This is a genomic window from Clostridium sp. CM028 (genome assembly GCF_030585565.1).
Taxonomy (GTDB): Bacteria; Bacillota; Clostridia; order Clostridiales; family Clostridiaceae; genus Clostridium_AD; species Clostridium_AD estertheticum_B.
Genome location: NZ_CP077766.1, coordinates 128650 through 142934, shown reverse-complemented (window position 1 = coordinate 142934; position 14285 = coordinate 128650). Strand labels below are relative to the sequence as shown.

The window sequence follows — 14285 nt, the reverse complement described above, 5'->3', positions numbered from 1 at the left end:
GACTCCACTAAAGTGCATTATTTAAACTAACCCTAAAATACTTTCAAAAATTCCATCTACATCTAGTTTATGTAATTTATACAGTATGTCAACTGTTCCGTGAGGAATAAACTCATCTTTAAATCCTAAATTAATGACCCTTGTTTTTGTCGTAAGTGAATTCACATATTCTAGTACTAAAGAACCTAATCCCCCATGCACAAGATTATCCTCTATAGTTACTAAAGAATATTTTTTATTCACTAGCTCTAAAAGTAGTTCTTTATCAATAGGTTTAATAAAACACGCATTAATTACAGTAGCTTCTATTCCCATATTGTTTAATTTTTCTCTAACCAATATAGCATTTTGAACCATTTTACCTGTAGCTATAAAGGCTATTTTTCCTCCGCCTAAAAGGGTTTCCCATTTCCCCCTCTTAAAGTTTTCAATAGGAGACATTTTAACATTGCAATTATCCCCACCCCTTGGGTATCTTATAGCAATTGGGTAATCTTGTTTAACTGCAAAAGTTAACATTGACTTCAATTCACTTATACATTTTGGAGCCATAATTGTCATATTGGGAATATGAGATAAATATGATAAATCAAATACTCCTTGATGTGTTTCTCCATCGGCTCCAACAATGCCCGCTCTATCTATAGCAAAAATAACAGGTAACTTTTGAATGCATACATCATGTACAATTTGGTCATAAGCTCTCTGAAGAAAAGTTGAGTAAACCGCAAAAATAGGTTTTAAACCTTGCGATGCCATTCCTGCTGCCATAGTAACTGCATGTTGCTCCGCAATTCCTACATCAAAAAATCTATTAGGAAACTGTTTTGAAAACATTTCTAGGCCAGTACCCTCAGGCATGGCAGCTGTTATTGCCACTATATTTTTGTTCTCCTTTGCAAGGCTTACAATCTGCTCCCCAAATCCATCAGAGTAACTTTTCTTAGAACTACCACATAGCTCTCCAATTAAGGGGTTAAATGGACCTACGCTATGGTATTTACGTGGCTGGTTTTCAGCAAATTTATAACCCTTGCCCTTTTTAGTTATAACATGAATAATCACTGGTCCGTCTATTTCTTTAGCTAGCTTCAATACCTTGCTTACCTCTTTAATATCATGTCCATCTATAGGTCCTAAATATTTAATACCCATATGCTCAAAGAGCATCCCTGGCACAATAACCTGCTTAATTCCATTTTTAATCTTTTGAATTGAACTAACCATACCGTCTCCTACGCTAGGAATTTTTCTAAGCGTAGAATTTATTTCTTTTTTTATTCTATTATAAGTTGGGTCAATTCTAAATTGGCTTAGGTACTTAGACATGCCTCCAACATTTTTAGAAATAGACATTTGATTATCATTAAGCACAATAATCATTTTAGTTTTCCTAAAGCCTATATCATTTAATGCCTCAAAAGACATACCTCCTGTAAGTGCACCATCACCTATTACCGAAATAACGTTATAATCTTCCTTTTGTAAATCTCTAGCCCTTGCAATGCCCAGCCCTGCAGAAATAGAAGTACTACTATGTCCTGATTCAAATATATCATATTTGCTTTCTTCTTTTTTAGGAAAACCACTTAATCCACCGAAATTTCTAAGTGCATCAAATTTATCTTTTCTTCCTGTAAGAATTTTATGTACATAAGATTGGTGACCCACATCCCATATTAATTTGTCTTTATCCAAATTAAAAACATTGTATAAACTTAATGTTAATTCTACTACACCTAAATTAGAAGCTAAATGTCCTCCAGTTTTAGATACTTTTTCAATTAGAAAACTTCTAATTTCTCCTGCAAAAACATTCAACTCTTGTATAGACATTTTTTTCACTGAATTTATGTCATTAAAATCATCTAAAATTTTACTCATATACATCTATCCTCTTTTATTAATTATATTATCATACCCACATTTATGGAGATATTATATCATATAATAATATTTAATTCAAAAGCTGTTTCGACTTAAAATACAATTTAATGACATTTAAGGTGTAGTTCATTAATCAAAGAATATTAGTAAATTTTCAATATTCCCTTTTTAATAAAAATTCCGTCATTTCTTCTAAATACTTTGTATTCACCTTAAGATTTTTTAATATCTCAAAACACTCTTCGCTTAAATCATTACACTTTTCCTTACATTTTTCCAAACCATACATGGTTATAAAAGTAGTTTTATTATTACACTCGTCGCTTTTTACATTTTTACCTAAAACACTAACATCTCCAATTACATCTAATATATCATCCTTAATTTGAAATGCCAAACCTAATTTGTCACCATACTCTTTTAATTCACTTAACTCTTCTTCACTGGCATTGCCTAAGATAGCACCACATATTATTGCTACTTTAATTAGTTCTCCAGTTTTATTTCTATGCATATACAGAAGTTCTTCCTCTGATATTGCGATGCCTTCACTTAAAATATCACAGATTTGTCCAGCTATCATCCCCTGAGCTCCAGAAGCTTTTGCTATGAAGGCACTTGCCTTAATTTTATTTAAACTTCCATCTAAACATTGATTTAGCATTATAATCATAGCTTCATTTAATAATCCATCTCCTGCGAGTATTGCAATTGCCTCTCCATAAATTTTGTGATTTGTAGGCTTCCCTCTGCGCAAATCATCGTTATCCATACTGGGCAGATCGTCATGAATAAGGGAATATGTATGAATCATTTCAAGGGCCGCTGCAAAAGGTAAAATATCTCTATAATCTTCCTTGTACATATTGTATGTAAGAATCATTAAAATCGGTCTGACTCTTTTCCCACCGACTTTTATACTATAAATCATCGATTCGAAATTTCTATTGTCAATTTCTGGTTTATTATCAAAATAATCATTTATCCAGTGTTCTACTACATCTTTTAGCAATTTTATATTCATTATATCCCTTCTTTTCATGATAGGTTGTAAAAATAATATAGTGTAATCTAATCTTTAACGACCTCCGCAAGAGTCATAAAATCCCTTTCACCTTCAGCTGTTAATATCTTTATTTTACCTTCTGTATCATTTAAAATTTTGTATAAACTGTTGCAGATTTTTATACCTTCTTCATAATTAATCATAGTTTGTTCTAACGTAACTTCATTCCCATTCATCAGGTCTACAATTTCTTCAAGACGAACCATCATATTTTCGTAAGATTCTTTTTTCTTTGCCATTAGAACTCCTCCAAATTTCTTACATTAAATCTACCACTACCGTCCTTTAATGTAATTTTCACCTCTTTTATATTTTTCAAATCACTAATTTCACTAATAACTTCATTTTCATTGTTTTGAAGTACCGCATATCCCTTATTCAATACATTTAAGGGGTTATGAGCATGCAAAAGAGCATTGCACTTGGAAAGTTTCTGCTTTTCTAGTGAAATTTTCGCATTAAACCTGTAACTTAGATTTTCTTTTAAATTATCTATATGGATGTATTGATTAACTATAAAATTTAAAGGACTATTTATTTTCAAAGTTTTATTTAATAAATTAACTTTATTATATTCTTTGTTAACCTTAAATTCCACAGATTTTAGTAAGAGTTCTCTAAGTGATTTAATTTCATTATTTAAATCTTTTAAATTTCTCACAGCAATTTCTGCTGCGGACGATGGAGTCGGCGCCCTAAGGTCGCATGCGAAATCTGCTATAGTAAAATCCGTTTCGTGACCAATTCCAGTAATTATAGGTATTTTAGAATTATAGATAGTGACTGCTAAATTTTCTTCATTGAATGCCCATAACTCCTCAATTGAGCCTCCTCCTCTTGCAATAATGATTAAATCAACATTTTTTAGTTCATTAAAATATTTTACACCTTGCGCAACACTCTCGCTAGCATTTACACCTTGAACAATTGTTGGGTATATAAGCATGTTAGCCTTTAAGTTACGTCTTGTTGCAACATTAATAATATCTTTAACTGCAGCTCCTGTTGGGGATGTAATTATTCCTATTCTAGTAGGAAATGAAGGTATACTTTTCTTGTGTTCTTTATCAAATAATCCTTTTTTCTCTAATTTCTCTTTTAGATTTTGAAAAGTCAAATATAACTGGCCTTCTCCATCCTGCTCCATGGAGTCACAATAAAGCTGATAAGACCCCTCTTTTTCATAAACAGAAACCCTACCACTGATGATAACATTCATGCCATCTCTAGGTGCAATTTTAAGTTTAAAAGCCTGCGATTTAAACATTACACAATTTATCTTTCCAAATGCATCTTTTAATGAAAAATATATGTGCCCGCTAGAATGCAATTTTACATTAGATAGTTCGCCTTTAACATTTGAGTTTTTTAATATAAAGTCACTGTCTATTATTTTCTTAATATATCCATTAAGATCAGTTACTGTTAATACTTTAATAAACATTATCCCTCCATGCCATGCAAGCATTTTTTATAAGCATTGTCGTAGTCATTAGTCCCGTTCCACCTGGTACTGGTGTAACATAACTTGCATGATTAATAACATCATCAAAAGATACATCCCCAGTTACTTTATTATTCACCATTGTTGTCCCAACATCTATAACAACTGCTCCTTCTTTAATAAAATCACTTGTTACAAAACCTGGTTTACCTATTGCGGCAACTATTATATCTGCTGTTTTGCAAACTTCCTTTAAGTTTGTTGTTTTAGAATGACATATTGTTACTGTTGCATCTTCATTAAGTAGCAATTGTGCTCCTGGTTTTCCAACAATATTACTTCTACCAATAACAACAGCATGTTTCCCTTTAATAACGCATCCAGTACTTTTAATCATTTCAATGACTCCTAAAGCAGTGCAAGGAATAAAACTTTTCTCTCCCTTATAAAATCTGCCCATATTTACATCACTTAATCCATCAATATCCTTTTTATATGAAATTTTAGAAGTGATTTCCTTCTCATTAAACTTTTTCGGTAAAGGCAATTGAATGATTACACCATCCACAGTATTATCTTCATTCAATTTTTCTATAATATCTACAATATCTTTTTGATCAACGTCTTTATCCAAGTGAATACAAGTATAAGATATACCTAATTTATTGCAGAGGTTATTCTGACTTTTTACATATGACGTGCTACCTCCATCGTCACCTACTAATATGGTTTTAATTGATGGAACCCTAAGTCCCTTACTAATACCGCCTTTTATAACTGATTTAATTTCATCTCTGTACTTTTCAACTATCACCTTTCCATTAACCTTAATTCCCATATTATCCTCTCCTTGTTATGTGTTTTTTAAATACTAGTTATTATAATACAGTTCTAACACACTTTCAAAATTCCTCTTTTATCAAAAAAAATAACTAGTCAAAGATGCCCTAGTTATTTTATTGTTATTTAATTATCTTGCCTTTTTTAAATCATCTTCGCTAAGATACCATTTATAAAAGCTGGGGAACTATCTTCCCCATATTTCTTAGCAAGTTCTATTGCCTCATTTACAGAAACCTTACCTGGTATTTCTTCCTCGAATAATATTTCATATGCACCTACTCTTAAGATAGCTAGATTCATTTTTGATAATCTAGCCAACTTCCACTTAATTAAGTGCTTTTCAATATTTTCATCAATCTCCTTGCTATTTTCATGAATCCCGGCTAGCATCTTGGTAATATACGACATATCAATTTCATTTAAATCAACATCTGTGTTCTCTTTAAAATTTTCAATTATATCCTCATAGTTTTCTTTATTTATTGACATTTCAAAAAGTAATTTCATTGCTATTTCTCTTGACTTTCTTCTATTCATTAGTAATCCTCCTAATTTTCTCATCCTAAATTATACTTTTAATATAAAAATAACAAGCATAGTAATAAACACCCTCTGATTACAGAGGGTGTTTATTACTATGCTTCTATTTCCTCTAGCTTTTCTGTTTTAGATAATACAACATTTTGTACATACACATTTACGGCTGTTACTGTAAGGCCTGTCATAAGCTCTACAGATTTTTTCACATTTATTTGTGCTTTTTCAGTTACTTCCGGAATTTTAATACCATATTCAACTACAACGTGTAAATCAATTACTGCACTACTTTCTCCTACATTGACTTTAACGCCCTTAGATAAATTCTTCTTTCCGCTTAATATTTGAGTTATTCCACCAACGAGACTAGCACTCATACCAACGATTCCCTGTATTTCAGCAACAGCGAGTCCTGCTATTACACTAACCACATCCTCGGATATCTTAACAGTGCCCATTTCTGTTTCATTTAAAATTTTATCTTCCATATTAGTACCCCCTTATTTAGCTTAGGTAAAACATGACAATGCTATATTTATTATATCAGATAAATATAGCATTTACAATTACTATTGCTTGATTTTAACTTCAATTTTTTCTAATTTTGTTTTGTTCATTACAACATCATTAATGCTACGAAGTTCTTCCTCTGAAAGTTGTTTTTTATCACTTTTAACTAATATTTGTACCTTATCATCTACTATACTGCACATTGCTTCTTCAAACCCTAGAGCTTTTAGTGCAAGTTCTATGTCTGATTCATTCTGTGAAGCCATTGATATGTTTAGATATTGCTCAGACGCAGTTGCCTTTTGTGCTTTTGGAGTATTAGTATCATCAATTAAAGCTTTAATCGATTGAAGAGTGCTTACACTTTCTTGATCTCTTGATAATTTTGCTTCTTCAAAATAGGATGAATTACTTTTACTTTCCTTTAGAGATATTGCGCTCTTCTCACTGCTAAAATCACCATCATTTACATATAATGGTCCATTCACCTTTGCCGCAAGATACCCTGCAAACACAATAAGTACTACCAACGCAACAATTATACCAGACTGTTTTTTATTCATAATATTCCCCCCCATCTACCTTTCTTTGAAATTATATGCTACTTATTCATAGGATATACATTAACTTTGTTTTTAGGTAAATTAAATAAATCAATTACCGCCTGCCTAATTCTAAGTTCAGTGACTTTTTCATTAGATCCTTCTGCCACTACGCATACACCAGTAATAATAGGCTTAATTTTTTTCACAATTAATGGTGCATTTTCATTTCCATTATTGGACATAACAACAGCACTTCCGTTATTTTCTTGAGTGATGTTTCTTTTTCCGCCTGTTGTATCATTTTCTTGTGTAAGACTTTTAGAATCATTAACATTTACCGCTGGAACACTCTCCTCTCCACTCTCAAAATAGATCATAAGCTGCACCTTTCCAACTCCTTGAATCCCTTCAAGTGTTGATTTAAGTTTGCTTTCTAATTGTGCTTCATAATCATTTAATTGTAGTGCTTTATTTTCCTTAACAATTTTATCATTTTGTGCATCGCCTGCGACAGCTGAAGTTTGCTTTGGAGATTTAAAAAAACTACTTGCTAAAATTATTACAACTGCCACTAAAATCACTAATACCAAGTTTCCCAATAACTTGTCAGATTTTTTGATTTTATTGTTTTTATTGTTGCCTTGACCACTATTTAATAATTCTGTTTTAATATACTCAGTAAATTTACTAAGCAAATTATCATTGTTCATAGAATCCCCCCCCTCCTTTCTTGTTTTTATATACTGATTAACAATTATAGGTTTTATGAATTTAATTTATAAACAGTAATAGCATCACCAGATATCTTGAATTTACTACTTAGGAGCCTCTTTATTTTGTTTCCTTGTTCGCCTTGCATAATATTTTTTTTAGATGCATTTACACTTTTTGTATTAATTTCTATGTTTTCTATCTTTTTAACCCCTTTTTCCACAATTCCAATTTCAACCGTATTAATCTTAAATATTAGATTTTTACTATCGTAAACAATCTCTATATCAGCATTATACTTATTCTCTGGATATTCCTCTTCTAAGTTTATAATGCATTCATTCTCTAAATTCTTTTTAAAATTTTCCGTTGTATTAAGTATGTTAATATCTTTATACTTTTTAATATCTTTTTCGGTATTACTACCCTCCATGTAAGTTGTTGCTTTATTTGAATAAGAATTAAAATCAAAGTCCTTATCAAAAATCTTCATTATGGGATTTATAATTACCACAATTAACATCAGTCCTAATACAAATTTAGCATATTTTCTCATGCTATTGTCTGGCAAAATCATCTCCACTGCAGTAATAAAAAATATAGCAATGGTAATGTTTGTTACCCAGACTTTTAATCCTTCTATCAAATTATCACCACCTCCTTTATGAATAAATTTATATAGGATAGTAACCACTTTCTAGATTATTAGCTTATTATGCCTTTGCCAGTTGAAGCTACTATTGCAACCATTATGAAAAACATTACACTTACTGATATTACACAGGACATTAAAAGAAGAATAGAATCACCTACTGAATTCATACAATCTACTGTACGGCTGTCACTTATTGGTTCAATTAATGCAGCTGCTACTTTATATAAAAAAGCCATAATTAACAGTTTTATAATAGGGAATAAAACAATTACTATAATAATAACTAATCCTAACCCACTTATAGCATTTTTTAAAAGAAGTGAGTATCCGGCTACTGTTGAAATCGCATCAGATAAACATTTTCCAACTACAGGTATAAAATTATCTACTGCAAACTTTGCTGTTTTTATAGTAACTTGATCTATTGTTTTTGCTGCTATGCTTCTTAAAGTAATTACCGCAATAAATACTGTCATCACTATTCCTTGTGACCAAATAGCAATTTGCTTAAAAAGCTTTGTTAAATTATTTATCTTATAATCACTGGATATATTCTTAACAAATTGAAGTACGAAGCTCATAAATATTATAGGAATGATCATATCTACATAAATTCTAGAACTTAGAGTAGCAAAACCCATTATTATAGGGTCTAGTAAGGTCGCTTCTGCAAATCCTCCCACACTAGCTAGGAGCATCATTAGTACTGGCATAAGTGCCGCCATAAAATCTGTCATATTAAGAATAGTACTTTTAGCAAGTTCTGCTACTATATAAAAGCTTTTAGTTATCATCACGATCATTACACCGTAACACGCAAAATAAGCGATGTTAGATAAACCCTCTTTATTAAAGGCACTTTGAAGATTATTAAGTAACGCGCAAATAACCGCAATAATCATAAGACTACCTATTAACTCCATTGATGCAACTACTTCTTTAAATGTGAATCTAATAACGTAATTAGAGGTTTCTTTAAAACTAAAACCATTTTCACCAGTTTTTATAAATTGTTCTACAAAAGTTCGTGGGTCCATATCATTAAATATTTCATATTTTGTTTTTATGTTAGTAATATAATCATATAAATTGCTTATTTCTTTTTCTTCTTTTTCTCCTAGTTTACCTGGTTGTGTGGCTTGTACACTAATAGGCAAACATATTAAAAATAGTAAAATTATTATTATTTTTTTCATATTATACCTCTGTATTAAAATTAGTAATATTTTTTTCATACTATACCTCTACATTATTTTCAAAATAGATTGCATTACTGCCATCAAAATAGGAATTGCCAAAACTAAAATTAGTATTTTTCCAGAAAATTCCACTTTAGTTGCAATGCTATTCTCACCAGCATCCCTGCAAATTTCACTACAAAAGGAAGCTAAATAGGCAATGCCAAGTATTTTAAAAACTGTGTTTAAATACACAACATCAATATTGGCCTTATTTGCTAATGTTTGCAAAAAACCCATTATTATTGTAAGTTTGTTTATCATAAATAAAAAAATTAATATTCCGGCTGCAATGCTAACTTGAATAGCTAAATCATCCCTTCTACCTTTAAATATAAGTACGATAAATAATGCTGTGAAAGCAAATGCAACAATTTTAATTATTTCCATTATATCCTCCTAAAACTGAAACAAAGTTTTTACAGAATCAAATAGCTTGTTTACTAAATTTATCACCATTATAAGAAGTAGTATTACTCCTGCTAAATTTGCAACTACAGCAATGTCCTCCTTGCCGCCACTTTTTAAAACCTTATCAATAATAATGATCAGAATACCTGTTGCCCCTATCTTGAACAGCAAACTAACATCTAACACTTAAAAACCTCCTCCCTATATTAGTACTATTACCAGCATCGCTCCAAAAGAAAATCCTAAATATCTGTACATTTTTATATTTTTGTTCATAAACTCTTCTGATATTTTAATTTGTTTTTTTAAATTTGCTATAGTCAAAGAAAAAATATTATTTTGCCCTTCAATATCAGATTCCCCTAAGGTTTTTGTTAAATCTAAAATAACATTTATGTCATCAGAGTTTAAATATAATCTGTTTTTCATTAAGTTTACTGCACTATTCGTGGCCTCATATACATTCTCATATTCATTGTCAGATAGTAATTCACTGGTTTTATTAAAAAGTTCCCTTATAGGCTCTTTACTTTTATGTGCTATATTTTTAAAAGCATCCGGCAAAAGAGCATGTACATAAGTTATTTCATTTTGAAGTTGATAAACTGCCCTTTGAACTTCATTTAACTGAAAAACTCTATACTTTAATCTTTCACTGTATATAAATCCTGCCATAGTTGAAGCACATAATATTACAGCACATCCAATTATTTTAATCATATTATGACCTCCATATATCTTTACCTTTAGTAAAATCATAAATACACTCTATTGTTCCAATTCCTTTTTTATTACTAAGAACTATAGCTCTTGAAAATACGTAATTTTCCACAATCTCTTTAAACACTAATCTTTTATACAAATCCTCAATTCCAAAACCATGAATAGTTGTAATTAAACTAATTCCAGAATTTAATGCCATTAAAATGCTCTCCATATCATTTTGGGTGCCAATTTCATCACAAACTATAACATCAGGTGACATGCTTCTAATTGCCATCATAATTCCTTGGCTCTTTGGACAATTATCTAACACATCCGAACGCACTCCCACGTCCATTTGCGGTATTCCTTTAAACGAACCAGCTATTTCTGATCGTTCATCAATTATAGAAACATTTTTACCGTTAAAGTTTTTGTTTTTATCCCCCTTTGATATTTGCCTCGAAATATCTCTAAGTAGGGTTGTTTTACCACATTTAGGAGGAGATATAATAATTGTATTGTGCACTGAATTATTATAAGTAATATAAGGCATCACTTTATCAGCACAACCGATAATTTCTTTACATGCTCTTATGTTTATAGATGAAATGTCTTTAATAGTTTTAATGCTATTGTTTTCAATAACACAAATCCCACATAGTCCAACTCTATGTCCACCTTTTATAGTTATATATCCTTGTCTAATCTCATCTTCAAAAGCATATATTGAGTAATTGCTTATCCTCTGCATTATGTATTTTATATCTTCTGGAGTTGCGATATAATTCCAGATTTCTTCTTTACTGCCAATGTGAATAAACAGAGGCTTGTTTACTTTTATTCTAATTTCTTCAAGTTGCTGCAAATTATCAATCTGTTCCAATTTACTTCTAATAGTCTTAGGTAATATTTCAAATAAATCTTTTGTAGCCAACATTTTTCTCACCCTCTCATATATAATTTGTATTTTACCACCTCGTAAAATATTCCATATAATCGAATTTTTTTAATGACATTCCAGAAGGAAAGTCTCCCACTTCTATAAGTTTGAGTATAAATCACCTTCTGAGGTTCATCAATTCATCTTTTGCGAAGCTGTGCATCACCCAGGAGATGATTTAATGTGATTTAAATTAATTTAATCATCTGAAAAAAATATATGTCTTCCCTCTCAAAAAAAGAACAAAAAAAAAGAACCAAATTGGTTCTTTTTAAATATATAATTTAAACTCTTAGCATGTAGTCGCCATTTCTAGTGTCTATTCTAATAGTTTCACCTTCATTAACGAACATTGGAACTTGAATTATTGCTCCTGTTTCCACAGTAGCGGGTTTTGTTACACTTGAAGATGTGTTACCTCTAACCCCAGGTTCAGTACTAGTTATAACTAGTTCTACAAAGTTTGGAGCTTCTACTGAAAAAGCATCATCTTTATAAAATTTTATTATAGCAAACATATTTTCTTTTAAGTATTTTATGGCATCTTCTACTTTTTCATAATTAAGTGGTATTTGTTCAAATGTTTCTTGATCCATAAAGTAGTATAATCCTTCTGATGCATATAAATATTGCATTTCTTTTCTTTCTATAACTGCTTCTTGTAATTTTGTAGTTGGGTTAAATGTTTTTTCTGTAACCCCTTGATTAATAACGTTTCTTAATTTAGTTCTAACAAATGCAGCTCCCTTACCTGGTTTTACATGTAAAAAATCTATTACGGTGTAAACTTGTCCACCTTCATCAAATGTAGTTCCTTTTCTTATGTCTCCCGCTGATATCATTGTGTATCCCTCCAAAATTCATTAGTAATTCAATTAACCATTTATATTATAACCTTACTCGATAAATTAATACCAATTTCTATAACCACTCTAGATAAAAACATTACAGTGGAACAATGTTATTTTATCAAAACTTAATGACATTTGCAAATATAATTATATATTATTTGAAAATGTTGCATCTTTTTTATAAAAACACCATTTTAAGTCCATATAGCTTCATAAAAACAAACATATCCAATTCTTTTTATAAAAAAATTAGATATGTTTATAACTTACTTATTCTTTTTAAAGTCGATACTTATATTTGTAGTATTAGTATCTTTATTAATACTAATACTCTTAACCCCTAAAAAATTTTCACTTTCATTTAAAGCAGATAAAGAACTTCTCAATAATTTTATATCTCCGTTGTAATTCACTTCAACATTACATTTCTCATTTTCCATCATATTAATAGATTTCATCTCAAAATCTTTGTTTTCTATTAGACATTCCAAAATATCACTGTATCCATATTTCTCTTCATTATTATCATTTTCGTCCTTTGTAACATTTGCGTTTTTTGTAACATTAAATACGACCTGTTTTTTATATGCAATAAATTTATCCTTCACAAACATAAGTTTAAAAGATAACATTGCCATTAACATTAATAATATAGCTAATGTTCCCTTGAATTTTCTAGTTTTACACATTTTTATACCTCTAATATAACTTTAAAGTTAAAAGTCCCTTCCTCTTTATTATTTGGAGTTAAATTTTTTATTGAATACTTATTTTCTATATATCTTATCACATTAACATATTCCTCATAACTCTTAACTTCAATGTCTATTTCCAAACCAGCTTTAGTTATAATAATATTTTTGTAACTAAACTTGTTTTCCCCAAAAAAATCACTGAGCTCTTTATATTTTTCTCTAGTAATTATATCAGTCTCAGCAGCTTCTACCACACTAATATTATTTTTATTTTCTTTAACTTGCTCTTGCTCTATAATTTTTATTTTATTGGAAATATTTAGTATAAGAAATAATAAAAAAATGTTTGCTATTAAAGTTACTATAATACATACTTTTATTTTTTTATTCCTTATTTTATCTTTTTTATCTATGTACCAATTTGGAATGAATGTTCTTTTTACCATACATTTCTACCCTCTTATTACTATATATTTCAGCAATTCTTCTCGATTTAACTCACCTAATATTTGATGATTTAATCCTAAATATTTAAATTCATCAATATTCAATTCCTCAATATTTGCATAATATATCTTCTCACATAGTTTTGCATAGTCATTGTACTTTTCTAAAAATTTGTTCATTAAATTTGAAAATTTAAATAATAGTAAGTCCTTAACCCCTATAATATTATTAACCACGATTTCATCATTATGACATATTAAAAAATACAAATTGGAATTATAATAGAAAACTAGAACATAGTTTTCCATATTCATTTGGTTAGAATAATAGTTTTTAAAGCAAAACTGAATTAAGTTTACTTTTTTCAGATTAATATTATTATTAATGCTGTCTTCTAAAATATCTAATCTATTTCCATTTAGGCAAAAAACTAATATTTCCATATTGAATTTGTCTTGTTTAATCAACTTATAGGTATATGCAATATGATCTATGTCCTTATAATAATATCTTAATTCATTTTTAATCATATCATTAATTAGATATTTTTTAACTAAAGGCAATTTTACCAGCTTAATATATACTGTCTCTCCTTCAACAAGAACATATAAATTTTTATCTTTTATATCAATTTTGAAATCTTTTATATTTAGCGTATCCTTATAATATGTATTTTCACAAGCAATCTTTACAGCTTTATTTAATATAGATCTTTTAGAAAATTCTATGCCTGATACTCTTTGCTTTGAAACTTCTAAAATCATATTTTTTCTAAATTTCATTTTTTACCTCCTTTATTT

General features: G+C 29.5%; 19 protein-coding genes. All 19 read right to left on the bottom strand.

What is annotated here, in order from left to right; translation table 11 throughout:
- Nucleotides 1-21: 21 nt before the first annotated feature.
- Complete coding sequence (gene dxs / locus KTC94_RS00690; protein WP_216302511.1) at nt 22-1884, bottom strand: 1-deoxy-D-xylulose-5-phosphate synthase; 1863 nt, start codon at nt 1882-1884, stop codon at nt 22-24.
- A 157-nt stretch (nt 1885-2041) separates the two neighbouring features.
- Complete coding sequence (locus KTC94_RS00685; RefSeq protein WP_216302557.1) at nt 2042-2914, bottom strand: polyprenyl synthetase family protein; 873 nt, start codon at nt 2912-2914, stop codon at nt 2042-2044.
- A gap of 44 nt (nt 2915-2958) precedes the next feature.
- Nucleotides 2959-3192 carry an exodeoxyribonuclease VII small subunit gene (locus KTC94_RS00680; protein WP_165412074.1) on the bottom strand — a complete coding sequence of 78 codons (234 nt, stop codon included), beginning with the start codon at nt 3190-3192 and terminating at the stop codon, nt 2959-2961.
- Nucleotides 3192-4397, bottom strand: a complete 1206-nt coding sequence (xseA, locus tag KTC94_RS00675; RefSeq protein ID WP_220319495.1) for an exodeoxyribonuclease VII large subunit — start codon at nt 4395-4397, stop codon at nt 3192-3194. The genes KTC94_RS00680 and xseA overlap by 1 nt, the downstream gene beginning before the upstream one ends.
- The gene (locus KTC94_RS00670) at nt 4387-5235 is read right to left on the bottom strand and encodes a bifunctional 5,10-methylenetetrahydrofolate dehydrogenase/5,10-methenyltetrahydrofolate cyclohydrolase (protein ID WP_216302508.1); all 849 of its coding nucleotides are present in this window, start codon (nt 5233-5235) and stop codon (nt 4387-4389) included. Before KTC94_RS00670 ends, xseA begins: the two co-directional genes overlap by 11 nt.
- A 146-nt stretch (nt 5236-5381) precedes the next feature.
- Nucleotides 5382-5777: a transcription antitermination factor NusB gene (nusB, locus tag KTC94_RS00665; RefSeq protein ID WP_216302507.1), complete on the bottom strand. Its 396-nt coding sequence runs from the start codon at nt 5775-5777 to the stop codon at nt 5382-5384.
- A 98-nt stretch (nt 5778-5875) separates the two neighbouring features.
- Nucleotides 5876-6265, bottom strand: a complete 390-nt coding sequence (locus tag KTC94_RS00660) for an Asp23/Gls24 family envelope stress response protein (protein WP_165412078.1) — start codon at nt 6263-6265, stop codon at nt 5876-5878.
- An 81-nt stretch (nt 6266-6346) separates the two neighbouring features.
- A complete protein-coding gene (locus tag KTC94_RS00655) occupies nt 6347-6850 on the bottom strand; it encodes a SpoIIIAH-like family protein (RefSeq protein WP_216302506.1) in 504 nt (167 codons plus the stop codon).
- A gap of 38 nt (nt 6851-6888) precedes the next feature.
- Nucleotides 6889-7542, bottom strand: a complete 654-nt coding sequence (spoIIIAG, locus tag KTC94_RS00650) for a stage III sporulation protein AG (RefSeq protein WP_216302505.1) — start codon at nt 7540-7542, stop codon at nt 6889-6891.
- 53 nt (nt 7543-7595) lie between these two features.
- Nucleotides 7596-8189, bottom strand: a complete 594-nt coding sequence (gene spoIIIAF / locus KTC94_RS00645; RefSeq protein WP_216302504.1) for a stage III sporulation protein AF — start codon at nt 8187-8189, stop codon at nt 7596-7598.
- Nucleotides 8190-8248: 59 nt separating this feature from the next.
- A complete protein-coding gene (spoIIIAE, locus tag KTC94_RS00640) occupies nt 8249-9394 on the bottom strand; it encodes a stage III sporulation protein AE (protein ID WP_216302503.1) in 1146 nt (381 codons plus the stop codon).
- Between the two features lie 48 nt (nt 9395-9442).
- On the bottom strand, nt 9443-9826 hold the full coding sequence (gene spoIIIAD, locus KTC94_RS00635; protein ID WP_165412082.1) for a stage III sporulation protein AD: 384 nt from the start codon (nt 9824-9826) through the stop codon (nt 9443-9445).
- Between the two features lie 9 nt (nt 9827-9835).
- Nucleotides 9836-10033 (bottom strand): stage III sporulation protein AC, encoded by a 198-nt coding sequence (spoIIIAC, locus tag KTC94_RS00630; RefSeq protein ID WP_216302501.1) that lies wholly within the window; start codon nt 10031-10033, stop codon nt 9836-9838.
- Between the two features lie 15 nt (nt 10034-10048).
- On the bottom strand, nt 10049-10567 hold the full coding sequence (gene spoIIIAB / locus KTC94_RS00625) for a stage III sporulation protein SpoIIIAB (RefSeq protein WP_216302500.1): 519 nt from the start codon (nt 10565-10567) through the stop codon (nt 10049-10051).
- Nucleotide 10568: 1 nt separating this feature from the next.
- Nucleotides 10569-11486, bottom strand: a complete 918-nt coding sequence (gene spoIIIAA / locus KTC94_RS00620) for a stage III sporulation protein AA (protein ID WP_216302556.1) — start codon at nt 11484-11486, stop codon at nt 10569-10571.
- Between the two features lie 290 nt (nt 11487-11776).
- Entirely contained in the window at nt 11777-12334 is a 558-nt protein-coding gene (gene efp, locus KTC94_RS00615; RefSeq protein ID WP_165412085.1) for an elongation factor P, read from the bottom strand.
- Nucleotides 12335-12609: 275 nt separating this feature from the next.
- Entirely contained in the window at nt 12610-13032 is a 423-nt protein-coding gene (locus KTC94_RS00610) for a hypothetical protein (protein ID WP_220319494.1), read from the bottom strand.
- A gap of 2 nt (nt 13033-13034) precedes the next feature.
- Nucleotides 13035-13484 (bottom strand): hypothetical protein, encoded by a 450-nt coding sequence (locus KTC94_RS00605; RefSeq protein ID WP_216302498.1) that lies wholly within the window; start codon nt 13482-13484, stop codon nt 13035-13037.
- Between the two features lie 6 nt (nt 13485-13490).
- Nucleotides 13491-14267, bottom strand: coding sequence for a hypothetical protein (locus KTC94_RS00600; RefSeq protein WP_220319493.1), 777 nt, complete (start codon nt 14265-14267; stop codon nt 13491-13493).
- Nucleotides 14268-14285: the final 18 nt, after the last annotated feature.

Bases quoted from the DNA above. Each gene is read 5' to 3' on its own strand.
- dxs (WP_216302511.1), bottom strand. From the start codon at position 1,884: ATGAGTAAAATTTTAGATGATTTTAATGACATAAATTCAGTGAAAAAA.
- KTC94_RS00680 (WP_165412074.1), bottom strand. From the start codon at position 3,192: ATGGCAAAGAAAAAAGAATCTTACGAAAATATGATGGTTCGTCTTGAA.
- xseA (WP_220319495.1), bottom strand. From the start codon at position 4,397: ATGTTTATTAAAGTATTAACAGTAACTGATCTTAATGGATATATTAAG.
- KTC94_RS00670 (WP_216302508.1), bottom strand. From the start codon at position 5,235: ATGGGAATTAAGGTTAATGGAAAGGTGATAGTTGAAAAGTACAGAGAT.
- nusB (WP_216302507.1), bottom strand. From the start codon at position 5,777: ATGAATAGAAGAAAGTCAAGAGAAATAGCAATGAAATTACTTTTTGAA.
- KTC94_RS00660 (WP_165412078.1), bottom strand. From the start codon at position 6,265: ATGGAAGATAAAATTTTAAATGAAACAGAAATGGGCACTGTTAAGATA.
- KTC94_RS00655 (WP_216302506.1), bottom strand. From the start codon at position 6,850: ATGAATAAAAAACAGTCTGGTATAATTGTTGCGTTGGTAGTACTTATT.
- spoIIIAG (WP_216302505.1), bottom strand. From the start codon at position 7,542: ATGAACAATGATAATTTGCTTAGTAAATTTACTGAGTATATTAAAACA.
- spoIIIAE (WP_216302503.1), bottom strand. From the start codon at position 9,394: ATGAAAAAAATAATAATAATTTTACTATTTTTAATATGTTTGCCTATT.
- spoIIIAD (WP_165412082.1), bottom strand. From the start codon at position 9,826: ATGGAAATAATTAAAATTGTTGCATTTGCTTTCACAGCATTATTTATC.
- spoIIIAB (WP_216302500.1), bottom strand. From the start codon at position 10,567: ATGATTAAAATAATTGGATGTGCTGTAATATTATGTGCTTCAACTATG.
- efp (WP_165412085.1), bottom strand. From the start codon at position 12,334: ATGATATCAGCGGGAGACATAAGAAAAGGAACTACATTTGATGAAGGT.
- KTC94_RS00610 (WP_220319494.1), bottom strand. From the start codon at position 13,032: ATGTGTAAAACTAGAAAATTCAAGGGAACATTAGCTATATTATTAATG.
- KTC94_RS00605 (WP_216302498.1), bottom strand. From the start codon at position 13,484: ATGGTAAAAAGAACATTCATTCCAAATTGGTACATAGATAAAAAAGAT.
- KTC94_RS00600 (WP_220319493.1), bottom strand. From the start codon at position 14,267: ATGAAATTTAGAAAAAATATGATTTTAGAAGTTTCAAAGCAAAGAGTA.